The sequence below is a fragment of the Actinomycetospora lutea genome (assembly GCF_028737205.1).
GTDB classification, from domain to species: Bacteria; Actinomycetota; Actinomycetes; order Mycobacteriales; family Pseudonocardiaceae; genus Actinomycetospora; species Actinomycetospora lutea.
Map to the genome: position 1 here is coordinate 1 of NZ_JAQZAL010000020.1, position 22,652 is coordinate 22,652.

18 protein-coding genes, 2 tRNA genes and 2 pseudogenes are annotated in these 22,652 nt (G+C 72.5%); 8 read left to right on the forward strand and 14 right to left on the reverse strand.

The features are described 5' to 3' along the window. The 3 genes from PHK61_RS20940 to PHK61_RS20950 form a co-directional block, all read left to right on the forward strand. Positions 1 to 656, forward strand: a 656-nt coding sequence (locus PHK61_RS20940; protein WP_420791420.1) for a Mu transposase domain-containing protein, incomplete at its 5' end; no start/stop codon positions are given. Further along, positions 656 to 1,465 (forward strand): IS21-like element helper ATPase IstB, encoded by an 810-nt coding sequence (gene istB, locus PHK61_RS20945; protein ID WP_274282961.1) that lies wholly within the window; start codon positions 656 to 658, stop codon positions 1,463 to 1,465. The genes PHK61_RS20940 and istB, both read left to right, overlap by 1 nt. A 351-nt stretch (positions 1,466 to 1,816) precedes the next feature. After that, positions 1,817 to 2,536, forward strand: a complete 720-nt coding sequence (locus PHK61_RS20950; RefSeq protein ID WP_274283073.1) for a 3-keto-5-aminohexanoate cleavage protein — start codon at positions 1,817 to 1,819, stop codon at positions 2,534 to 2,536. Between the two features lie 550 nt (positions 2,537 to 3,086). Here the strand turns inward: PHK61_RS20950 and PHK61_RS20955 are convergent. From PHK61_RS20955 to PHK61_RS20975, 5 genes are all read right to left on the reverse strand, one after another. Next, a complete protein-coding gene (locus PHK61_RS20955; protein ID WP_274282962.1) occupies positions 3,087 to 5,087 on the reverse strand; it encodes a SpoIIE family protein phosphatase in 2,001 nt (666 codons plus the stop codon). Between the two features lie 857 nt (positions 5,088 to 5,944). After that, positions 5,945 to 6,880, reverse strand: coding sequence for an ABC transporter substrate-binding protein (locus tag PHK61_RS20960; RefSeq protein ID WP_274282963.1), 936 nt, complete (start codon positions 6,878 to 6,880; stop codon positions 5,945 to 5,947). 367 nt (positions 6,881 to 7,247) lie between these two features. Beyond that, entirely contained in the window at positions 7,248 to 8,672 is a 1,425-nt protein-coding gene (locus tag PHK61_RS20965) for an amidase (RefSeq protein WP_274282964.1), read from the reverse strand. 103 nt (positions 8,673 to 8,775) lie between these two features. Continuing rightward, positions 8,776 to 9,144 carry a histone-like nucleoid-structuring protein Lsr2 gene (locus PHK61_RS20970; protein WP_274282965.1) on the reverse strand — a complete coding sequence of 123 codons (369 nt, stop codon included), beginning with the start codon at positions 9,142 to 9,144 and terminating at the stop codon, positions 8,776 to 8,778. A gap of 101 nt (positions 9,145 to 9,245) precedes the next feature. Next, entirely contained in the window at positions 9,246 to 9,434 is a 189-nt protein-coding gene (locus tag PHK61_RS20975) for a hypothetical protein (RefSeq protein ID WP_274282966.1), read from the reverse strand. 164 nt (positions 9,435 to 9,598) lie between these two features. Here PHK61_RS20975 and PHK61_RS20980 point away from each other — a divergent pair, with 164 nt between their 5' ends. Then, positions 9,599 to 10,939 (forward strand): MFS transporter, encoded by a 1,341-nt coding sequence (locus PHK61_RS20980; protein WP_274282967.1) that lies wholly within the window; start codon positions 9,599 to 9,601, stop codon positions 10,937 to 10,939. A 580-nt stretch (positions 10,940 to 11,519) separates the two neighbouring features. Here the strand turns inward: PHK61_RS20980 and PHK61_RS20985 are convergent. The 5 genes from PHK61_RS20985 to PHK61_RS21005 form a co-directional block, all read right to left on the reverse strand. Beyond that, complete coding sequence (locus PHK61_RS20985; protein ID WP_274282968.1) at positions 11,520 to 12,503, reverse strand: PDR/VanB family oxidoreductase; 984 nt, start codon at positions 12,501 to 12,503, stop codon at positions 11,520 to 11,522. Continuing rightward, entirely contained in the window at positions 12,500 to 13,723 is a 1,224-nt protein-coding gene (locus PHK61_RS20990) for an aromatic ring-hydroxylating dioxygenase subunit alpha (RefSeq protein WP_274282969.1), read from the reverse strand. Before PHK61_RS20990 ends, PHK61_RS20985 begins: the two co-directional genes overlap by 4 nt. Before the next feature lie 443 nt (positions 13,724 to 14,166). Beyond that, complete coding sequence (locus tag PHK61_RS20995; RefSeq protein ID WP_274282970.1) at positions 14,167 to 14,463, reverse strand: hypothetical protein; 297 nt, start codon at positions 14,461 to 14,463, stop codon at positions 14,167 to 14,169. Between the two features lie 102 nt (positions 14,464 to 14,565). Continuing rightward, positions 14,566 to 14,638: transfer RNA gene (locus PHK61_RS21000), tRNA-Arg, on the reverse strand. A 42-nt stretch (positions 14,639 to 14,680) separates the two neighbouring features. After that, positions 14,681 to 14,770 (reverse strand) — tRNA-Ser (locus PHK61_RS21005). 158 nt (positions 14,771 to 14,928) lie between these two features. On the opposite strand from PHK61_RS21005, the pseudogene PHK61_RS21010 reads away from it, so the two are divergent. Continuing rightward, positions 14,929 to 15,961 (forward strand): annotated as a pseudogene (locus PHK61_RS21010) (zinc-dependent alcohol dehydrogenase family protein). A gap of 126 nt (positions 15,962 to 16,087) precedes the next feature. On the opposite strand, the gene PHK61_RS21015 reads toward PHK61_RS21010, so the two are convergent. After that, positions 16,088 to 17,839 (reverse strand): phosphatidylglycerol lysyltransferase domain-containing protein, encoded by a 1,752-nt coding sequence (locus tag PHK61_RS21015; protein WP_274282971.1) that lies wholly within the window; start codon positions 17,837 to 17,839, stop codon positions 16,088 to 16,090. Positions 17,840 to 17,863: 24 nt separating this feature from the next. Next, a complete protein-coding gene (locus PHK61_RS21020; RefSeq protein ID WP_274282972.1) occupies positions 17,864 to 18,616 on the reverse strand; it encodes a dienelactone hydrolase family protein in 753 nt (250 codons plus the stop codon). A 98-nt stretch (positions 18,617 to 18,714) separates the two neighbouring features. On the opposite strand from PHK61_RS21020, the gene hisC reads away from it, so the two are divergent. Continuing rightward, positions 18,715 to 19,767 (forward strand): histidinol-phosphate transaminase, encoded by a 1,053-nt coding sequence (gene hisC, locus PHK61_RS21025; protein WP_274282973.1) that lies wholly within the window; start codon positions 18,715 to 18,717, stop codon positions 19,765 to 19,767. A gap of 65 nt (positions 19,768 to 19,832) precedes the next feature. Here the strand turns inward: hisC and PHK61_RS21030 are convergent. Both PHK61_RS21030 and PHK61_RS21035 read right to left on the reverse strand, forming a co-directional pair. Further along, positions 19,833 to 20,795, reverse strand: a pseudogene (locus PHK61_RS21030) (acyltransferase family protein); the annotation flags it as partial. Positions 20,796 to 20,858: 63 nt separating this feature from the next. Then, positions 20,859 to 21,581 (reverse strand): DUF1990 family protein, encoded by a 723-nt coding sequence (locus PHK61_RS21035; RefSeq protein WP_274282974.1) that lies wholly within the window; start codon positions 21,579 to 21,581, stop codon positions 20,859 to 20,861. 83 nt (positions 21,582 to 21,664) lie between these two features. On the opposite strand from PHK61_RS21035, the gene PHK61_RS21040 reads away from it, so the two are divergent. Continuing rightward, positions 21,665 to 22,342 (forward strand): DUF1990 family protein, encoded by a 678-nt coding sequence (locus PHK61_RS21040; protein ID WP_274282975.1) that lies wholly within the window; start codon positions 21,665 to 21,667, stop codon positions 22,340 to 22,342. A 58-nt stretch (positions 22,343 to 22,400) separates the two neighbouring features. Continuing rightward, positions 22,401 to 22,646, forward strand: coding sequence for a hypothetical protein (locus PHK61_RS21045; protein WP_274282976.1), 246 nt, complete (start codon positions 22,401 to 22,403; stop codon positions 22,644 to 22,646). The last annotated feature ends 6 nt before the right edge of the window (positions 22,647 to 22,652 follow it).

Below are 22,652 nucleotides of genomic sequence, written 5' to 3' on the forward strand. Positions count from 1 at the left end.
AGCTGACCGAGGCCATGCACGGGTTCCGCGGCGCGCTGGGGATCAAGGTGATCCTGTGCCGACCGCGCGATCCCGAGGCCAAGGGCCTGGTCGAGCGGGCCAACGAGTACCTGGAGACCTCGTTCCTGCCCGGACGCCGCTTCGCGTCGCCGACGGACTTCAACGGCCAGCTCGGGGTGTGGTTGGCGCGGGCCAACCAGCGCCACCACCGCCGGCTCGGCGCCCGGCCGGTCGAACGGTGGAAGGCGGATCGGGCCGCGATGGTGGCGCTGCCGCCGGTCGCGCCGTCCTCGGGCTGGACGACCAGTCTGCGGCTACCTCGGGACCACTATGTCCGCCTCGACGGCAACGACTACTCGGTGCACCCCACCGCGGTCGGGCGCCGGATCGTCGTCAGCGCCGACCTCGAGCAGGTCACCGCAGCCCTCGACGGGCAGCAGGTCGCCCGCCATCGGCGCTGCTGGGCGCGGCACCAGAGCATCACCGACCCCGCCCACGCCGACGCCGCGGCCCGGCTGCGGCAGGCCTACCGCGAGCGGCCCGCGGCTCCCAGCGGCGAGGAGGTCGCCTGCCGCGACCTGGCCGACTACGACCGCATGTTCGGTCTGAGCAGCACCGAGGACGGGGACGAGCCGGCGATGGGCCAGGCGGTCTGATGCCCGCCAAGGTGTCCTCCAGCGCGCCCACCAGCGGACGCAACATCGCCTCGGAACTGGCCTACCTGACCCGGGCGCTCAAGGCCCCCTCGCTCGCGGCCGCGGTAGAGCGCCTCGCCGAGCGCGCCCGCACCGAGTCCTGGACCCACGAGGAGTTCCTGGCCGCCTGCCTGCAACGCGAGGTCGCCGCCCGCGAAGCCCACGGCGGCGAGGGCCGCATCCGCGCCGCCCGCTTCCCGGCCCGCAAGAGCCTCGAGGACTTCGACGTCGAGCACCAGCGCTCCCTCAAGCGCGAGACCCTCGCCCACCTCGGCACCCTGGACTTCATCACCGCCCGCGAGAACGTGGTGTTCCTCGGGCCGCCCGGCACCGGCAAGACCCACCTCGCGGTCGGCCTGGGTGTCCGGGCCTGTCAGGCCGGGCACCGCACCCTGTTCGCCACCGCCGCCGAGTGGGTCGCCCGCCTCGCCGAGGCCCACCACGCCGGCCGGCTGCAGGCCGAGCTGACCAAGCTGGGCCGGGTCCCGCTGCTGATCATCGACGAGGTCGGCTACATCCCGTTCGAAGCCGAAGCGGCGAACCTGTTCTTCCAGCTCGTCTCGTCCCGCTACGAACAGGCCTCGCTGATCGTCACCAGCAACAAGCCCTTCGGTCGGTGGGGCGAAGTCTTCGGCGACGACGTCGTCGCTGCCGCGATGATCGACCGGCTGGTGCACCACGCCGAGGTCGTCTCGCTCAAGGGCGACAGCTACCGGCTCAAAGACCGCGACCTCGGCCGCGTCCCCGCAACCGGCAAGACCGACGACTAACTAGATCAACAACCTGGCAGGGGGTCCATTTTCGGCCGTCGCCAGGGGGTCCAGGTTCAGCTGCCGTTGACAGCCCCTCCCTGCACGCCTCGGCAGACGCCGTGGCCGCAGCACGGTGGCGCTGCAGGGGCGCGGCCACTTGGGTGCCTCCCGCGAGCGGCGACTGCTGCGCGGACGACTTCGGGGTGGCTTCGCAGACAGCCGCGAGGGCGCGGTCCTGGCGCATCAGGTGCTGACGTGCTCGCCCAGCCTTCGACCCCCGGGCAGACGCGCTTGCAGACGTTGCTTGCATCGACGAGTGGGGCGAAGCTGGCGAGGATCGGGGGGCCGGCCGGAGGAGGGGAGGCTGCGGTGCTGCAGTGCTGCCCCAACGGTGCCCGCCCAGCTGATGCGTACCCGGCCGTGCCGATGACTCCACGGCACCTCGCTCGGGACGCGCGCGCGGTTTCCGCGCTCGGCGTGCAGCGCGTCCACGTGCATCCTCGCGACCCCGACGGGCGCGAGAGCCTCGATCCGAGCACGGTCGGGGCCGTGACCCGCGCGATCCGCGAGATGGCCCCGCAGACCGAGATCGGGGTCACCACGGCCCGATGGGTCGAGCCCGACCCCGTCGCACGCACCGAAATCATCGAACAGTGGGGGCGGCTGCCCACCCACGCCCGCCCCGACCTCGCCTCGGTCAACGTCCACGAACGCGGGTGGCAGCGGGTGTGCGCGGCCCTCGACGCGGTGGGCATCGGGGTGGAGCTCGGAGTCTGGACCTCCGGGGACGCCGTACAGCTCAAGCGGACCGGTCTACCCCGAGGCACGGCCCGGATCCTGGCCGAAGTGACCGTGACCGATCCCCGCCTGGCGGTCGCCGAGGCGATGCGCATCCTCAAGGCGCTCGGCCCCATGCCCACTCCGATCCTCCTGCACGGCGAGGACGCCGGGGCCTGGCCCGTCCTTGACTACGCGCAGCGCATGAACCTCGACACGCGGATCGGCTTCGAGGACACCCTCGAATGCCCAGGTGGCATCAGGCGGGCCGTGAGCAACGAGGAGCTCGTGCGTTACGCACTCACGCGCTGAAGACCTGTCCGATCATTCTTGATCTCGGATGGCGCTCTGAACAATGGGGCGACCAGTGATGCCCAGGAGCACCAGGGGCCCTCGGCGAGTCGCGCGGACGTCGCTTCCAGCGGTCGTCCGCCGGCGGTCGGCAGGGCACCCCACGAGTCGCGACGTGACGGGCTCAGCAGCAAACGTCGGCGACGCGGGCGCCAGTGGCGGGATGTGTCCGTCGACTGCGTAGTCCGTGCGGACGCGGCGTCCTGTCTCCTCCTCGGTCTCGTGGGCCGCGGCCTGCTCGACGGTTCTCGCCGGGCTCGACCTTGCCTCGGGAGAACGCGACTGGCGCGAGACCATCGCGGCGTCCGTTCAGCAGGACTCCCTGCGGCCGGTCTCCACGGGTTACGGCTCCACCTGCTGCGTCGCCGCCGTCAACGCGTGCCCCTTCGTGTCGACGCGAATACGGACGCGACCTCGCGGCGACTGCTGACCTGGACCTCTGGGGCCTCGCTCGACTGGATCTTGGCATAACCCGACCGCGACCCGCCGAGGTGTGCTGTCGATATCGGAGTCAGCTCTCCGGGTCCGGTACCAGGAAGGTCACCTTGGTGCCGCCGGCGCGACACTGGATCTCGACGTCGTCGGCGATCTCGCGGATGAGCACCAGGCCGCGGCCGCGGTGGCCGGGATCGCTCGGTGGCGGTCGCCAGCGGCCCTCATCGCTGACCGTGACCCGCACCGTACCGGAGTGCGTGCGGGCGACCTCGAGCGAGACCTCTCCGTCCGCGTCCGTGTAGGCGTGCTCGATGGCGTTGGTGACCGCCTCGCCGATGGCCAGGTGGAGATCGTCGGCATGGCCCTGAGCGACCCCAGCCCGCGCGGCCCACCTCGTCACCTGCTGCCGCGAGGTCCGCAGTGATGCGGGGGTGGCCGGAAGCCGCAGACGCAAGGGCTCGGGAATCCACCGGACCATGACCAGCGCGATGTCATCGCCGGCTCCGGAGCCGCCACCGCCACCGTTGGCCGCGGCGTCGACCAGACCACTCAGGAGGTCCTCGGGGTGTCGGTGCCCCACCTGGACGGCCGTGTGCCGCAGCCGGTCGAGGCCCTCGTCCAGCGACTCCCCACGCCGCTCGACGAGGCCGTCGGTGTAGAGCAGCACCGACGAGCCGGGCGCCAGGGCGAGGCTGGCCGACCGGTAGGCAGCGGCGCGCTCGCGCACGCCGAGCATGGTGCCCTCGCCCCCGCTCGGGAAGCGGACGCCGTCGTCATCGATGAGCAGCAGCGGGAGGTGCCCCGCGAGCGCCCAGGTCAGCAGGCCGGTCTCCCAGTCGAGGGTGAGGCACGCGCAGGTACTGCCCAAGGCGCCCTCGACGCCGGCGGCGAAGCGGTCGAGCCGCTCGAGCGCCTCGGCCGGCGGATGTCCCTCGAGCAGGTAGGCGGACAGGGCGCTGCGCAGCTGCCCCATCACAGCGGCGGCCCGCGGGCCGTGCCCGACGACGTCGCCTACTGCCAACGCCACGGAAGCCTCCCCGATCACCATCAGGTCGTACCAGTCCCCGCCGGCCTGGGCCTCGGCGCTGGCCGGGAGATAGCGGGTCGCCGTGCTGAGCCGCGCCAGCGCCGGCGCGGCGCGGGGCAGCAGACTGCGCTGCAGGGTCTGGGCCACGTCGTGCTCGACCAGGTAGAGCCGCTCGCGCTCGACCTCGGCGCGCCGACGCGCGGTGACGTCGCGCCCGATCGCCTGCCACAGACCGTCGGGGGTGAACCAGATGCTCAGCTCGATGGCCACCGTTCCGCCGGCCGCGTGGCACATCTCCCAGGTCTCGTTGACCGCCTCGCCCCGGCGCAAGCGTTCCTTCAGCAGCCCCAGACTGCCCTGGTCCTCCGCGCGCACCAGGTCCTGCACCTGCCGACGCACGTGCTCCTCGCGCGTCAGCCCGACCATGGCGCACGCCGCCGGGTTCACATCGAGGAACCGGCCGTCCTGATCGGCGAGCCAGATACCGTCGGTCGCCCGCTCGAACAGCAGCCGGAACCGGTCCTCGCTGCCCCGGGCGCTGCGCACGGCCCGCGCCCGCGCCAGCGACTCCCAGCAGCGGCTGGCCACCGTCACCGTCAGGTCGATCTCCCTCGGCGCCCAGCGCCGCGGGTGCGCCTGGTGCACCGCCATCGCGGCGACGAACCGGCGCTGCTTGGTCAGCGGGACACAGACCACGGCGTGGATCCCGGTGGCGGTGTAGACCGCGCGCTGGTCGTCGGTGAGGCGCGGGTCGATCTCGGCGTCCTCGACGACCCACGCCTCACCCCGGCGCATCGACGACAGCGCCTCCGCGCCGAACTGGGACATCGCGAACCGCCCAGTCAGGTGCGGCAGCCCCGAGGCCCAGTCCCCGGACATGACGAAGTGATCCTCGTCGGCCTCGACCTGCGCGTAGGCGCACCGGTCGGCTCCGACATACTCGCCGAGACGCTGCGCCGCGACGATCATGATCTCGTCGGCGTCCTCGACCAGCTGCAGCTCCCGATCGAGCGCCGCCACGAAGCCGTCGCCCAACCACGACTCGCTCACCGAGAGCCCCGCTCGAGGACCGCTCCATGGTGGAGCGAGGCAGCACACACGTGCTGAACCTCCTCGTCTTCGCCCGACGACCCGGCGCCCAGCGTGCGCCCTCCCCGAGCTGCACGCCATGCCGCGGGGTGAACCCTACTGACGTGGCCGTCGCACGCGCGGCGCCCCGACGACGTCCTCCGTCCCGGAACGACCGCGGTGGCAGGGCCGACGACGCCGCAGGCCGGCCGCGAGCCGTGCCGTATCGTGGCCGAGAGCCCGCAGCCCGAGGGCGGCGACGCCGGCGATGGCGCCTACCGGATCGCTGCCCCTCGGCGCCGGCAGCAGCGCGCTCGCCATGGCGACGGTGTTCGGTGCGCTCGGCGGGCCATCGTCATCGTCGAGCCCCGATGGGCGCCGCAGCGTCCCGGAAATCATCGCGTGGGCCAGGCCATCACCAAGCTCGCCGACCAACTCCAGCGATCGGCCCGGTCTCCCGCCCGGACAGCTCGTCCGAGCGGTACCGGCCGGGCGCAACACGGCGGCAATCCGCGCAAACCCCCACTGATCGTCGGCGAGGTGTGCCAGCTCCGGGGACTAGATGTAGTGCTCAGCTGCGTTGTTGACGCGGGTGAGCACGACACCCAACCGCTCGGGGAGGGCGTGCGCACGGAACCCATCGGCGAGGAGCTCGACAACCGGTCAAGGGCGAGGGCCAGAACCTCATGGTGGGTACCTGGAACTGTGCGTGTTGGTGGGTTGACCAAGGCGTGGACCATGCCCGAAGGCGTCTCACCGAAGCGGAACCCGGCTGACATCCGTGCCATCGCGTGCTTCGTGCGCATGCGACCTGCGCAGGCGACCCCCGCGGTGGTGATCTACCGAGCGTGCTCATGCGGACCGGGGAAAGTCGGTGCCCGCAGAACGACGTCTTCGTAGCGGGCGCCGGCGGCGGCCTCGGGATCGAGCAGGTCCCAGGTCTGCATCCACGCGTGTGCCCGCTCGAACATCTCCGATGTATAGGGCTGGGGCACGACGCGCTCGCCGGGACCGAATCGCCGCACGTCCACCAGCGCGAGGAGATCCTCGGGCACCTCCCGCGCCCAGTAATGGGTGTAGTGCTTCGGCTCGAGATCGATTTCCTGCTGAGCGCGCAGGAGGGCACGGAAGTAGCGCTCGACATCCTGGGGGTCCGCGCTCGGCGACAGGAAGAAGCCCATCACGAACGTCGTGTCGACGAGCTTGGCGAACCCGCGCTGCTCGAGCACGTACGCCCCGGCGCCCCACACGTTCACCGCGGACACCGTGCCCTCGAGCAGCAGTCGAACCCGCTCGAAGGGCCGGCCGACGAAGCCCAGACGGATGTCGCCGCGCGGGAGGAACGGCTCGAGGCCTTGCAGGGCCGAATAGTGGCTGCCCGAGTGGTAACCCACGCCCACCTCGACCCCCGCCAGGTCGCGGGGCTCCCGAAGCCCCCGATCCGGGGCGACGTAGATGCCGGCAGGGCAGACCGAGTAGGCGTTGCCGTACATCCTGCCGTGGTGCTCGGTGGCGGCCGCGTTGACCGCCCAGTGGCAGGCGCACGAGACCTCGGCGGAACGCCCCGCCGCCATGTCCTCGAGGGCCCCGCTGCGCACGTCGAGCGGCGCGTCGTCCTCGCGGGCCACGCTGCTGGTCCCGCCCGCGAACCCGGCCGCGTCGAAGGCGTACTCCAGCCCCTCGGCAGCGAAGAAGCCGTGCTCCTCGGCGACCCACTCGTGCAGCCGGACGTGCGGCTGAATCCGGAACACCACGCTGATCGCCCCTCTCGCCACCGGCGGACGTACCGTCAGCGTGCGCCCGCCCGCGCCACCTCCGCCACCGTCACCCGCGGATCGAGGCGGAACACGTGCGAGGGAGGACGCCCCCGCACAGTCCCGGTCTGAGGGTCACCGGCAGCCCGTCACTTCCCCACGACCTACGGCCATGATCGTTGGTCTCCGGAGCCAAGGGACCTTCAGAGCGCGAAGAAGACCCACGCCTGTCCGGCGGCCTTCCCGCCCGCAGCGCGGTCAGCGGTGGCCGTCAGCCCGGATGGGGCAGGACGCAGGTGCGAGCTCCCGAGGGGCGGGCAGGACCCCCAGCTCGGCCTCAGCACCAACCGCGGTCCCACCGGTCATGCAGGCCTGACGGTGCCGGGGGTTAGCGGCTCGGGGACGCCGCGGGGCGCTGGGGTCTCGGATTCTCGACCGCGGCGGCGACCGCGAGCAGGTGCCAGTCGGCCCGGCGGCCGCCGACCAGTTGCAGTCCTACGGGCAGACCTTCGGTGGTGAACCCGGCGGGCACCGAGATCGCGGGCAGCCCGGTGGCCGAAATCAGGTACGCCGATCTCATCCAGTCCAGGTAGGACTGCTGCGGCACTCCAGCGATCTGGTGCACCCAGTCCAGATCCACGTCGAACGGGGCTACCTGGCTCACCGGGCAGGCGAGCACATCGAAGTCGGCGAAGAACGCGCTGACCCGCTCGGCCAACGTCGCCCACAAGGTGGTGGCCCGGCTGAGGTCGGCGACGGTCAGCTCCTGGCCGCGCTCGATGTTCCATGTCACGTTCGGGCCGAGGGCGCCGGGGTGGGCACGCAGCAACGGCTCGAACGCCGTCACGAAGCGCAGCGCCCGCCAGGTCCGGAACACCTCGTCCCCGCCGGTCAGGTCAGGTGCCGCATCCCTGATCTGGCAGCCAACGTCGGCCAGTACCGCACGGGCAGGCGCCAGCGCGGCCCTCACCTCGGGCTCGACCGGCAGACCCAGGTCCGCGCTCCAGGCCACGCGAACCCCCTGCAGGTCCTGCGCCAGCACTCGGGTCACGTCGGCCGGAGCGGCCAGCGCGGGCGGCGGCGTGTCGAGCGCGAGGGTGGCCCGGGGGTCAGGACCGGACAGGACGGCGAGCAGCAGAGCCGTGTCCGCAACGGTTCGAGCCATCGGCCCCTGGACGCTCAGGGTGTCAGCCGGGTCGGTGACCGGCCAGGTGGGCACCCGGCCCGGCGACGGCCGCAAGCCCACGACGTTGCAGAAGCTGGCCGGGTTTCGCAGCGACCCCCCGAGGTCGCTCCCGTCGGCCAGACACACCATCCGCGCCGCCAGCGCCGCGGCCGCCCCGCCGCTGCTCCCGCCCGCACTACGGCTCAAGTCGTACGGATTGCGGGTCGCACCGAACACCCGGTTCACGGTGTGCGAGCCCGCGCCGAACTCCGGGGTATTGGTCTTGCCCAGACTGATCGCCCCGGCGCCAGCCATCCGGCTCACCACCAGATCGTCGCGATCGGGCACATGCTCGGCGAACAGTGGGGATCCGTAGGTAGTGCGCACCCCTGCGGTGTCGATGAGGTCCTTGTGCGCGACCGGTAGCCCGTGCAGCAAACCCGGCGCATGACCCCGGGCCAGCGCCTGGTCCGCGGCCGCCGCCTTCGCCATGGCTTGCTCAAAGCACCGGGTCACCACCGCATTCACGGCTCCATCGACCGCCTCGACCCGCTCGATGTGCGCAGCGATCACCTCACGCGCCGAGACCTCCCGACCACGCAGCATCCCGGCCAGCGTGATCGCATCGTGGTCCCACAGAGCCGTCATCGGATCAAGCGTAATCGGCCGTGAGCCGAGATAACTGGAGAACTGTGCTGGAGATCGTTGAGGTGGCGGTAGGCGAGCCCGTCCCGACCCAGGGCGGGAGTACCTACTTGTGAGCTGCGTCGTACGCCTCGACGACGTTGCCGGGGAGGCGGCCACGGTCACTGACCGCCCAGCCTTCACTCTTCGCCCAGTCTCGGATGGCCTTCATGGCCTCCCTGCTTCGGCCGACGACGCCCGTTCCGGACGAGCTGCTCGAAGAGGAACCGGAGCCTGAGCGGCCACCCCTCGAGCGCCGGCCACCGGTGCGCCGGGCGGCCGAGATGTAGGGAGCGAAGATTTCGCGCAGCTGTTCGGCGTTCTCCTCGTTGAGGTCGATCTCGTAGGTGGCGCCGTCAAGAGCGTACTCAACGGTCTCGTTTGCTTCGGTGCCGTCCAGGTCGTCGATGAGGGACACGACCGTCTTCTGTGCCATGCCCGGAGATGCTCCGGAAAAATTGCTGGGAGTCAAGCGGAACCACTGAACCCGAAATCGCTACAGTCGCCGATTTGACCCTTCCGAACGGAGGCGGCACCTCAGGTGAGATCGATGCCGGCACGGCCGATACAGCGCAACCGCACGTCCGCCGCGGGGATACCGAGCGGGACTGCGCCGAAGACTGCCGTGATTTGCGGTGCCGGCCCGGCGCCCTGAACGGCGCTCCGCTCGGGAGCGATTTCGACGTCGCCGTTGTCCAGCCTCCGCGCGGCAGTGCGGTCGGCCATCCCGCGACCAAGCGTGCGTGCTCGAGGGTTCCGGCACGCCTCGATGTCAGCCATCGCTTGGGCCGGTGGCGGCGCAGCGGTCGCCCCCACCCGTCGGGTCGTGACGCGGGTCACAGCTCGCTAGTCTCACCGGGCGGGGTGGCCGCCGACGTGGGGAGATGACGATGACCGAGGTCCCGAAGAACGGGTCGGCCGATCGGAAGACGTTGCAGCGCGTCGCATTCGCCAGCGCAGTCGGGACCACGATCGAGTTCTACGACTTCTTCATCTACGGGACGGCCGCGGCGCTGGTCTTCCCAAAGATCTTCTTCCCGGCCCTGGGGGCGACCGCCGGCACCGTGGCGTCCTTCGCGACGTTCGCTGTGGCGTTCGTGGCCCGGCCGGTCGGGGCGCTGTTCTTCGGACACTTCGGTGACCGCATCGGGCGCAAGCGAACGCTGGTCGTGACGCTGCTCGTGATGGGGACCGCGACAGTGGCCATCGGGTTGCTCCCCGGCGCGTCCACGATCGGGGCGGCGGCGCCGGTCGCGCTGGTCGTGCTCCGTTTCGCGCAGGGCTTCGCGGTGGGCGGAGAGTGGGCCGGCGCGGTGCTGCTCACCGCCGAGTACGCCCCGCCGGGCAAGCGGGGCCTCTACGCGATCTTCCCTCAGCTCGGGGCACCGATCGCGTTCGCCCTCGCCAGCGGCACCTTCCTCGTCACGGGGCTCACCCTCGGCGACGCCGACCAGGTCTTCCTCGACTACGGCTGGCGGATCCCGTTCCTGCTCAGCATCGTCCTGGTGGGCGCGGGTCTCTACGTCCGCCTCAAGATCAGCGAGACGCCGGTCTTCCAGCAGGCCCGCGGCGGGCCGGAGGCGTCCGCGCTGCTGGGCACCACGCCGCTTCTCTCCGCGATCCGCAATCAGGGGCGGGCGATCCTGCTCGGCGGCGGCTCGGGGATCGCGCTCTTCGCGTTCTTCTACATGGGGACCGCCTACCTCACCAGCTTCGGGACCAGCCCGTCAGGCGCCGGGCTCAGCCGCCCGGCGGTCCTGACGATGGGCATCGTCGCCGGGATCGCCTTCGGCGCGACCACGATCGTCTGCGGGTGGCTCTCCGATCGCGTGGGGCGCAAGCGCCTCGTCGTGGGTGCCAACGCGGTCGCGGTGGCGTGGGGGCTGCTGCTGTTCCCGGTGCTCGGCATCGGCACCGCGTGGGCGTTCGGGCTCGGGCTCGTGGTGACCCTCGCGATCGTGGGCGTGCAATACGGCCCGGCAGGGGCCCTGCTGCCCGAGCTCTTCGAAACCCGGCACCGCTACACCGGAGCCGGCGCGGCCTACAATCTCTCCGCGATCCTCGGGGGTGCGGTGCCACCCCTGATCGCGGCCCCGCTCGCTGCCGCCTTCGGGCCATTCGCCATCGGGATCATGCTCTGCATCCTGGCCTTGGTCAGCGTGTCGTGTGCCGCGGCGCTGCCCGAGACGCGCAGCGTCGACATGACGGCCGCCGCCCGCGCATCGGCTTGACCGCGCGGCGACCCCGTCGTCGGTCCAGCCACGCGACTCCGCGGAACCTGGGGCACCCCGCAGCCTCCACCAGATCTTCTTATCATCCGAGCACCTTGTCGTCTCGTCGGGGGTGGGCCCCCGACGCCCTGCTCTGCGAGCCCGTGAGACAAGTCAGTGTTCAACGCTGAACGTGTACTCCCGGTCCCTCACGACCTCACGGTCGATCGTCACGTCGACTCGGCTGCTTTGCCCGCCCAGGCCAACGGGCACGGGCCTCCCCATCAGACGTGCCGCTTGGCGAGCGAGAACGGTCCGGACGACGGGCCGCGCGATGACGAACACGAGGAGGAGCCGTTGCTCGACCCCTCGGCCTCGAAGCGCGCGTAGACAGGTCGTCGAGCAGCTCGCCCAGTTGATGGGACCGAGCATCGAGGCGCTGAAGCATGGATCGTGGGCGGGAGGCGGTGATCGCCCTGCGGCGCCGCATCGCGAGGTCCCGGCCGATGAGCACGACGGCCTCTCGGACCTCGGCTCGCCACACCCACACCGGCCGGGCGACGAGAGGAAGCCCGCCGGAGCGGGCACTCCCGCAGACGGGCTACGGTCGGTAGCCGGTATCGATCGAGAGCTGGCCGCCCACCGCGCGGGACACGCAGGCGCAGAGCCGCGTCGACGATTCCTGCTCGTCGGCGTGGAGGAAGACGTCGCGGTGGTCCAGGACGGTGTCCCCGCGGTCGAGAACCGATACGGTGCAGAGCCCGCACTCCCCGCGCAGGCAGTCCCACACCATGTCCACGCCGGCGTCGCGTAGCGCGCCGAGCAGCGTGCGGTCGCGCGGAACGTGGACGGTGAGCCCGTGGTCGCGCACCTCAACGTCGAAGGCCGTCGTCGGGTGGCGCCCGGCGGTGCCGAAGGTCTCGGTGCGTAGCCGCTTCGCCGGGCGTCCCTGATCGGTCCAGCAGGCCCGTACCGCGTCGGTCAGGCGCGGCGGGCCGCAGACGTAGACCTCGCCGTCGGGGTGCAGGCCCGCGATCTCGGCGACGAGGTCGAGGCGCTCCCCGTCCTCGCCGGCGGCGGTGACCAGGCCGTCGCCGAGCAACCCGCGCAGGTGGTCGACGAAGGGCATCGCTGCGCGCCGGTGTCCGGCGTAGGCGAGGCGCACCGGAGCCCCGGTCCGTTCCCGCCGGCGGGCGAGTACCTCGGCCATGCCCACCAGCGGCGTGATGCCGATGCCGCCGGCGACGAGCAGGTACTCCGGTCGTCGCGGGTCGAGCTCGAAGTGGCTGGTGGGGTGGCGCAGCTCGACACGATCGCCCGTGGCCAGCGCGTGCACCCGGCGCGAGCCGCCGCGACTGTCGGGCAGCAGCTTCACCGCGATCCGGTACGCGCCGTCCTCGGGGGCCGCGCCGACCACGGAGTACGAGCGCGCCACCGGCAGCCCGTCGACCTCCAGCGCGAGGTCCAGATGGCTGCCCGGCGGGTAGCCACGGACGCCGTCGTCGGGCACGAGCTCTACCTGCCGGACGTCGTCGGCCACGGCCCGCACCGCCCGGACGGTCGCGGGCACGAAGGTGCTGCTCACGACCCGCTCCGCGCGCGCTCGGCCTCCGCCCGGGCCCGCGCGACCTCGCGCTCGGCACCGTCGCCCCGGTCGTCCCGGTGGTGCTCGGCGATGTCGCGCTCGGCCCGCGCTCCCGCCGCGGCGTAGGAGTCGTCCTCGGCGGCGAGCATCAGGTCGATCATGCGGCGGGCCCACATGGCACCGCCGTCGATGTTGAGGTTGTAGAACTCCTTGTCGGGGTGCGCGTCGATGGCCCGTTGCTGTGCCGCGAGCACCTCCTCGTCCTCGGCGAACACGCCCGCAACGCCGTCGCGCAGCAGCGTGGTGATCCGCTGGTCGGTGAGGGCGTAGTTCCGCGCGAAGGCCCAGAAGTAGTGCGTGGACGTGGCCGACTCCGGGGTCATCGTGTTGAGGACGAACCCGTTGACGCCCTGCGACCGGTCACCGTCGGGTGCGCCCGTCCCGGTGGGGGCGACGCCCACGTCGATCGCGATCGTCCCGGGCGGGGTGAAGTGGATGATCTGCCAGCGGTCGACGTTGCCCGCGGGCGCCCCCCGCCACTCCAGTTGCCGCGCCCAGAACGGAGGTGCCTCGACGTCGATCATCCAGCGGGTCACCGTCACGACGTCCTTGCCGTGGGTGACCTCGAAGGGCGACTCGGCCACCGACCGGTGCCCGATGCTCCCGCCGTGCACGAAGGTCTCGTGCGTGAGATCCATGAGGTTGTCGACGATCAGCTTGTAGTTGCAGTCGACGTGGATGAGCCGGCCATCGCCGGCCCATGCCGGGTCGTCGTTCCAGTGCAGATCGGGGATCGTGGCCGGGTCGGCGTCCGCGGGATCCCCGGTCCACACCCAGACGAAGCGGTGCCGCTCCACCACAGGGTAGGAGCGCACGCGGGCCGACGGGTTCACCGTCTTCTGCGAGGGCATGAAGGTGCAGCGGCCGTCGGCGTCGTAGCGCAGGCCGTGGTAGCCGCACATCACCTCGTCGCCCAGCAGCTTCCCCTCCGACAGCGGCAGCAGCCGGTGCCAGCAGGCGTTCTCGAGCGCCCGGGCCTCCCCGGACGGGGTCCGGAACAGCACGAGCGACGCCCCGGCGACCGTGCGCGGCAGCAGGTGCGCGCCCACCTCGACGTCATAGGCGGCGGCGTACCAGGCGGCGCGAGGCCACTCCCGGCGGGCGAAGGTCTCGGGCGCGGAGCGTAGAGGCGTCGGGGATGTGGGGTGGGCGGCGGTCACGACAGCTCCTCGTGGGTGGCGGTCACGCCACGGTGCGGACGTCCGCCGACCGACCGCCACGCCCCTCCCGGCATCCGGGAGATCGATGTCCGATGCTCGCCGCCGACGGTGTCAGTGCCGGGTGGTGTGGAGCTCACCGTGACCCCGTTCGCCCTCGACATTCTCGCCGACCCCCTGCCGGTCGACGCCGCGATCCGGGAGTGCCCGGTGGGTGGCTGCCCGCCCGGTGAGTGGGCCGCGGCACGACGCGGTGGCGTCGATGTTCCGCAAGGGCGTCGATGTTCCGCAAGCCGGCGACATGGTCGTCGGCGGTCGGCACCCGGGCTGGGCGCCATCCGGCGCGACGAGACATGGCCGCCCGCCGAGCGTGCAGCTCGACGCCGCCGCGCCCAGGCACACCCGCGCACGGCGAACGATGAACCGGGTGCTGAAGCCCCACGGCCTCACCGGCTGGCCGAGCGATTCACACTCGCCGCCGAGGAGATCGTCGACGCGATCGTCGACGTCGGGAGGTCGACGTCGCGATCGACATCGCCGCGCGGTCCCCGCTGACCGTGCTGCCCGACGCGGTCGGGCTCGCAGCGGAGGGCCGCGAGTACCTGCTGTCCCACGCCGACCTGAAGTACTGGCTCGGAGCGGACGTTGCCGGGCCGATCGATGCCGGCGGAAACCCGCACCTGCCATCGGTCCCGGAGGCGCCTGCCGCTCCCGCGCTGACGCGGTGCAGCGGCCTCGGTCATGGCGGCAACGTAGCAACGCTCGTGGATCGGACCGTCGACCAGCGATCATGAACAGAGGGGCCGCAGCGCTGCTGCGACCCCTCTGAGCTGCCTCGACCGGCGCGCGCCCGAAGGGATTCGAACCCCTAACCTTCTGATCCGTAGTCAGATGCTCTATCCGTTGAGCTACGGGCGCAGTATCTCGTTGTAAGCCCCGCCCCTGTCCGGGCCGCAGCTGCGGAGGCTCCGGGATTTGAACCCGGGAGGGAGCCGAACTCCCAACCGCATTAGCAGTGCGGCGCCATAGACCAGACTAGGCGAAGCCTCCCGAGGTCCCCCTGGGGCCTCCGTGGTCAAACAGTACACACCGGCGTCCCGACCGTTGCCCGCCACCCCCCGGCCCGGCGTGACGTGGGCACGGTGCCGCATGCGCCCCCGGAGGGCGGGTAGCCCACAACCGAACCCGCCACGAGGAGGACACCCGCCGTGAAGGCGACCCTGATCTATGGAGCCGGCGACATCCGTGTCGAGGACGTGCCGGACCCGACCCTGCAGCACGCCACCGACGCGATCGTGCGCATCACGCACTCGTGCATCTGCGGCAGCGACCTCTGGCCCTACAAGAGCCGCGAGCAGACCGAGCACGGCGACCGCATCGGCCACGAGTTCATCGGCGTGGTCGAGGAGACCGGCTCCGACGTGAGCCGCATCCAGAAGGGCGACCTGGTCGTCGCGCCGTTCTACTACGCCGACGGCACGTGCGAGTACTGCCGGGCCGGCCTCACCAGCGCCTGCCCGAACGGCAGCGCGTGGGGCCGCCGAGACCGACGGCGGGCAGGGCGAGGCCGCCCGCGTCCCGTACGCCGACGCGTCGCTGACGACGCTGAATGTGCCGCACGACTCGGCGCTCATGCCGAGCCTGCTGACCCTGTCCGACGTCTTCGGCACCGGCCACCACGCCGCGGTGTCGGCGCAGGTCGGGCCCGGCAAGGACGTCGCGGTGATCGGCGACGGTGCGGTCGGGCTGCTCGCGGTGCTGGCCGCCAGGCGTCTCGGCGCCGAGCGGATCGTGCTGATGGGCCGGCACAAGGACCGCACCGACCTGGGCCGCGAGTTCGGCGCCACCGACGTCGTCGCCGAGCGCGGCGAGGAGGGCGAGCAGAAGGTCCGCGACCTGCTCGGCACCGACGGCGTGCACTCGGCGATCGAGGCCGTGGGCTACGAGCAGTCGCTGACCTCGGCGATCAACCTCACCAAGCCCGGCGGCCACGTCGGGATCGTCGGCGTGCCGCAGAGCGGCGAGCTGCCGAACCTGGCGCAGAAGTTCATGAAGAACGTGACCGTTGCCGGTGGCATCGCCCCGACGCAGGCGAACATGTACGAGCTCCTGCCCGACGTGCTCGACGGGCGGATCGAGCCGGGCAAGGTGTTCGACCGCGAGATCCCGCTCGCCGAGACTCCGAGCGGCTACCGGGCGATGAACGACCGCGAGGCGCTCAAGGTGCTCGTGCGGCCCTGAGTCCACCCCCGCGTCACCGGGCGAGGGACGCCTTGGCTGCCCACCAGGCAGCGAGGGCGTCCCTCGCTGCGCCCGGACGCGCTGCGCGGGGACGCGGTCGGCGGGACACGGTCGGTCGGGACGCGGTCAGGTCCGGCGCAGGAAGCGCAGGAGCGCCGGCGGGCGGCCGCCGTACCCCTCGGCCTCGAAGGCGGCGACGGCGATGCGCGGCAGGTCGCGGACGGCGTCGAACACCAGGAACCGCGGCACCCACACCGGCCCGAAGCGGGCGTTGAACCGGTAGAGGGTCTCGATCTGCCACCACCGCGACGCCGTGCGCAGCAGGCGCGCCCACAGCCGCGCGACGGGTCCCGCGCCGATCTTCTCGCCGCGCTCGAGCGCCGAGCGGAAGACCGCGAAGTTCAGGGACACCCGGTCGACGCCCAGCCCGCGGCAGGCGCCGAGCAGGTCGGCGATGAGCAGCTCGTTGAGCCCGTTGTCGGGCACCGCGGGGTCGCGGATCATGAGGTCGAGCGAGAGCCCGTCGCTGCCCCACGGCACGAACTGCAGCAGCCCCCGCACCGCGCCCTCCGCGGTCGCGACGACGAGCACCGCGTCGGGGTCGGACTCCCCGTCGGCGATCCGCGAGAGCGCCATCGAGAACCCGCGCTCGGCCGGCCCGCCGCGCCAATGTGACACGAGCTCCCGGAGCTGCCCGAGCTCCTCGACCGGCACGTCGCGCACCCGGCGCGCGCTGGTCTCGTAGCCGGCACGCTGGATCCGCGAGACGGCCTGGCGCACGGTGCGCATCGAGCGGCCCTGCAGCGAGAAGGTGGCGACGTCGACGACCGCCTCGTCACCGAGCTCGAGGGCGTCGAGCCCGCCCTCGCGCAGCCACACGCGCGCCCCGGCCTCCGAGCAGCCGAGCACCGCGGGCACCCAGCCGTAGCGGCGACAGACCGCGAGGAACTCCGTGATCGCGCCGGGCCAGGCCTCGAGGTCGCCGAGCGGGTCGCCGGACGCCAGCGCCACCCCGGCCACCACCCGGTAGGCCACCGCCGCCTTGCCCGACGGCGAGAACACCACCGACTTGTCGCGGCGCAGCGCGAAGTAGCCCAGCGAGTCGGCGCGGCCGTGGCGGGCGAGCAGCTCGCGGATGCGGTTGCCCTCGGCCTCGCCCAGCATCGGGCGGGGCTCCGAGGAGCGCAGCAGGAAGTAGCCGCCGAGCACGAGGGCGGCGATGCCGAAGGAGAGGCCGAGGACGGCGGTGAGGTCGTCGAACCAGCCGGCCCGGAACTGCACGGGCCCGCTGACCCCGACCAGCGAGAGCCCCGCCTGCGCGAGCTTGTCCTCGACGCTCGGTACGCCGGCCAGGAGCGAGGGTCGGACGAGCAGCAGCAGGAAGACGGTGGCGAAGCCGCCGAGCAGCATCTGGACCACGACCCGCACGGCGGCGAGGCGCCCGACGGGGTCGGGCAGGGCCGTGAACTCGCGGCGGGTCAGCAGCAGCCCGAGGAGCAGGAGGGCGACCACGATCGTCGGCACCAGGGCGTGGCGGCCCACGAGGTGCGAGACGATCAGCACCACGCAGGCCACGACGGCGAGCTGCCAGGCCCGCCGTTTTCGGCGCCGCAGGCCCGTCGCCAGCATCATCAGCCCGACGCCGAGGGTCGCGACGACGACCGCGCCGACCAGCGTGGCCTCGGGCGGCAGGCCGAACCACGTCGCCGGCTGCAGGCGCCGCCGCAGCAGGGGCGTGAGGAGCGAGAGCACCGTCAGCAGGCCCGCGACGCGCGCGGCCCACGTCACCACCCGGGCGACACGGCGCCCCCGGAACCGGGCGAAGCGACCCTCGACGGCGGCCGTCGTGGGGCGATCAGCCCGCACCCCCGACGTCATGTGGCCTCCGGCAGCGTCCGCGCTTCAGCGCAGATGGGTATCCAACCAGTTGAGTACCCGGCTGCGCGCCTCCATCTTGGTGGCTTCCTCCGAGTTCCCCTCCTCGAGGGGATCCGGCTGCTCCGCCGCGCGCTCGTCGGCGTCGAACCGGTGCTCACGGGAGGGGTAGACGACGACGTCGACGACCCGGCCCGAGGCGTGCGCGGCCTCGCGGAGACGGTCGACGTCGGCGGGGTCGACGGGGTCGCCCTGCTCGCCGTAGAGCCCCAGCCACGGACAGGTGAGCTCCCCGACCACGTCGACCAGCGCCGGCAGCCCCGACGTCAGCGACGTCGAGACGCCCGCCGCCGACACCGTCACGACCGCGCCGAGCGACCGCTGCGCGGCGACGACGAGCGCGGCCGTGGCGCCGAGGTCGAAGCCGACGACGCCCATGCGGTCGGACCCGATCCCGCGGTCGGCGAGGATCCCGAAGGCGGCGTCGGAGTCGGCGAGCACCGACTCGCCCGAGATCGTGGCGACGGCGCGGTCGACGGCCTCGTCGTCGCCGGTCCGCTCGTCGATGCCGGGGTCGTCACGGTGGTAGAGGTGGGGCGCGACCGCGAGCCACCCCTCCCCCGCGAGGGCCGCGACGATGGCCTGGGTGCGCGAGGTGATCCCCCGCGACTCGTGCAGGACGACCACACCACCGCGCACCGCCCCGTCCGGCTCGGCGATCGTCACCCGCAGCTGGGTCTCGTCGACCAGAGGGATGGTCTCGGTGTGGGTCCCCGTCATGCGTTCAGCCTTCCACGTCGGGGGGCCAACGTGCCGGGCGCCCGGAGGACCACCGGCGTCGGGGCGGAGCACGCCACCGGGCGTTTACCGTGGTGACCGTGCCCGTGCGCCTGCGTGACGACCTCGCCGCCCTCCCCACCTACGTTGCCGGCCGCACCGTGCCCGGGGCCGTGAAGCTCGCGAGCAACGAGATGCCGCTGCCGCCCCTGCCCGCGGTGCTGGCCGCGATCCACCGCGCCGTCGAGGCGGGCAACCGCTACCCCGACATCGCCGTGACGACGCTGACCGCCCGCCTCGCCGAGCACCACGGCGTCGACCCGGCGCGGATCGCCGTCGGCACCGGCTCGGTGGCGCTGTGCGGCCAGCTGGTGCAGTCGGTCTGCGCGCCCGGCGACGAGGTCGTCTTCGCCTGGCGGTCGTTCGAGGCCTACCCGATCGTCGCGCTGGCGGGCCACGCGCAGGCCGTGCGGGTGCCGCTGACCGCGGGCCACGTCCACGACCTCGACGCGATGGCCGAGGCGGTCACGCCGCGCACGCGGCTGGTGTTCGTCTGCAACCCGAACAACCCGACGGGCACCGCCGTCGACGAGTCGTCGCTGCGGGCCTTCCTCGACCGCGTCCCGAGCGACGTCCTCGTGGTGCTCGACGAGGCCTACCGCGAGTTCGTCTCCGACCCGGCCGTGCCCGACGGGCTCGCGCTGGCCGAGGAGTACGACAACATCTGCGTGCTGCGGACCTTCTCCAAGGCCCACCGGCTCGCCGGGCTGCGCGTGGGCTACGCCGTCGGGCCGGCCGAGCTCGCGGCCGCGCTGCGCGGGGTCGCGGTGCCCTTCGGGGTCTCGTCGGCGGCGCAGGCGGGGGCGCTCGCCGCGCTCGACCACCTCGACGAGCTGTACGCCGACTGCGCGGGCGCGGTCGCCGAGGTCGGGCGGATGGCCTCCGAGCTGCGCTCGCTGGGGTACGAGGTGCCCCCGTCGCAGACCAACTTCGTCTGGCTGCCGCTGGGCGAGCGGGCGGTGGAGTTCTCCGAGCACGCGCTCGAGAACAAGGTCGTCGTGCGCGCGTTCGCCGGCGACGGGGTCCGGGTCAGCGCCGGCACGCCCGAGGAGGTCGACCTCTTCCTCGCGGCCGCGGGCTCGTTCAGCCGCTGAGCCTGCGAGGGGCGGCGCACCAGCCACCGGTGCGCGGGCCGCTCGACGAGCACGGTCAGCAGCCACCCGAGCAGCACCGCGACGGCGACGACGGCGACCAGCCGCAGCCACCCGTCGATCCCGAAGCGGTCGCGCAGGCCCCAGGCGACGAAGTAGCCGATCTGTTGGTTCATCAGGTAGATGCCGTAGGAGATCCCGGCGAGCCAGGTGATCACGCGCGGCAGCCGGCCCACCCGCAGCACGCTCCAGTCGCGCCCGGCCCCGGCGGCGGCGATGCCCACGACCGCGAGCGCCAGCACGAGCACCGAGGGCAGGTCGGGGGTGTGGAGGTTCTCGGCGGCGAGGCCCGCGAGCACCAGCGTGACGAGGTGGCCGCCGTGGATGCGCCCGCGGGACCACAGCCACACGGCGAGCCCGATGCCGAACACCTGCCAGCGGAACATGACGAGGCCGTGGAAGACGCTGCTCAGCACGCCGTCCGCCGCGCCGAGCAGCAGCATCAGGGCGGGGACGACGATGATCCCCCAGGCCAGCGCCGGCAGTGTCCAGCTCCGCCGCCAGAAGCCGCGGCCGAGGTAGGCGGCGGCCGCGGCGGCGAGGGTGAACATCGCGAGCTGGGCGGGCAGGGTCCAGTACGAGTGGTCGATGTACGTGACGCGCTCGTCCCAGCCCTGCACCAGCAGGAGGTTGCCGATGAGGTCGACGCCGCTGGGGCGCCAGTACCCGAACCGCGACGCGTAGAGCGTGAGCAGGTAGGTCACGAGCACGGCGACGACGTAGGCGGGCAGCAGCCGGGCCAGCCGGTCGACCCACCACCGGCCCGGCGGGCGGGTCGCGAGCGTCCGGCACACGAAGAACGCCGAGATCACCATCAGCGTGTTCGCGCCGGCCTGGATCGGCCAGACGAACGGCAGCCGGGGCATCCACGGCATGACGCCGATGACCGAGTACGTGGCGTGCTGGAGCACCACGCTCGCCACCGCGACGACGCGCACGACGTCCCAGCTCAGCTGCCGTGTCCCGTTCACCGTGCCGGACGCTAGGAACGGTTCCTGAGAGGACGCTGATGTGCGGCCGCGGCGGACCTGAACTCAGCGGCGGTCCAGGTCAGGGGCCGGTACCCGACGGGTGATCTCCCGCACGTGGCCCTCGCGACGGCCCTCCAGCAGCTCCACCGCGCCGAGGCAGAACTGCACCCAGAGGCTCGCCTGGATCTCGCGACCGACGCCGAGGCGCCCGTAGAGGAGCTCCGCGACGCGGTCACCCGCCCGGGACCACACCTCGATCGTGAAGTCGACGGTCCCCTCCCCGACGTCGGCGGCCCGGAACTCGATCTCGCCGGCCTCGAGGTGGCCGTCGAGCGTGCCGAAGCGGAACGACGTCTCGGTGCGGGCGAGCACCCGCACCGGCCCGTCCCAGGGCGCCGGCATGTAGACGCGGTACTCGTCGCCGACGAGCATGCGGCCGGGCTCACCGCGCTCGCGGGCGAAGGTCACCACGTGCGGCGGCGCACCGCGGTCGAGGTCGCGGGAGAGGATCCCGATCAGGTGGGCGGCACCGTGCCGCGCGTCGACGGCCCGCACGGTGAACGTGCGGTGGAACAGCGGCCCGTGCCCCTGCTCGATCGTCTTGGTGCGCTTGTCGACGAGGGTGATGGGCCAGGGGGCGGGCAGGTCGGTGCCGTCGCCGTCCTCCTGGGCACGGTCGAGGACCGGCAGGGTGCGCAGGTGACGCCCGGTCGTGATCAGGGCACCCCAGCCGCGCCGGAGGCGTCCGAGCGGCGGGCGACGGGAGAACAGCGGTCGTGGCGACACGGGGTGCTGGGTAGCCGTCCGGCGATGACAGCATGCGCCGGTCCGTCCGGCTCCCGCCCGTCCCGCCGATCGAGAGGCACCGCGTGAGGTTCACGGCCCACCCCGATCCGGACCGCGGCCTGCGCGAGATCGCCGCGTACGGGCTCAACTACGACCCCGCCGAGACCGACGGGCGCGGCTGGCACCACGACCGCGTGCGCCACCTGCTCGGCGACGAGGAGCCCGGCGAGCCCGTGCCCGACGGCCCGTTCGACCTCGCGTGCCGGATGGTGCACGACTACGAGTTCGCCGAGCCCATGATCATGCACGCGTACTTCCACGCCGACGCCCCGCTCGTCGGCCGCGACATGCTGCTCGAGGGGCGCTTCCTCGTCCTGCGCTTCCCGATGGGCGTGCGCGTGGACGCCGAGGTGGACGAGGTCCGCGACCGCGCCGACGGCACCCGCGAGCGCTCCTGGGGCTGGAGCTACCGCACGCTCGAGCACCACCTCGAGCGCGGGCGGCTGCTCTACGAGGTGGTCAAGAACCTTGACACCGGCCGCGTCGAGTTCGTCATGACCGGCGTCTCGAGCCGGGCGACGATCCCCAACCCCGTCATCGCGCTCGGGTTCGGGGTGTTCGGGCGCTGGACGCAGACCCGCTTCTACCGCCTGGCCGGTCGGCGCCTGGCCCGCCTCGTCGCCGAGGTGTCGGCCGGCGGGAAGCGCCCGGAGCCGCGGCGGATCGGTCAAGGCGACATCGTGCTCGCGCCGACCGACTGAATCCGGCTTCACCACCGCGAGCAGGGGGCATCCTGGTGTCCCCGGCACGGAGGCGCGGATGTCCACACCCGAGGGCGGCGAGCCCGCCCACGAGCCCGCTGACGACCCCGCGCCGGACCCGGCGCTCGGCGACGCGGTCGACGAGGCGATGAAGAAGGAGGTGTGGCGCGCGCTCGCGCCGCAGTTCCAGCACCTCGCCTTCGAGAGCCGCCGCGTGCGGCCGCCGCGCCACCGCACCGAGATCGACGACATCCTCGACAGCATCCGCCAGCAGGACCCGGACGAGGACGAGCGCCCGGACTGACGGGCC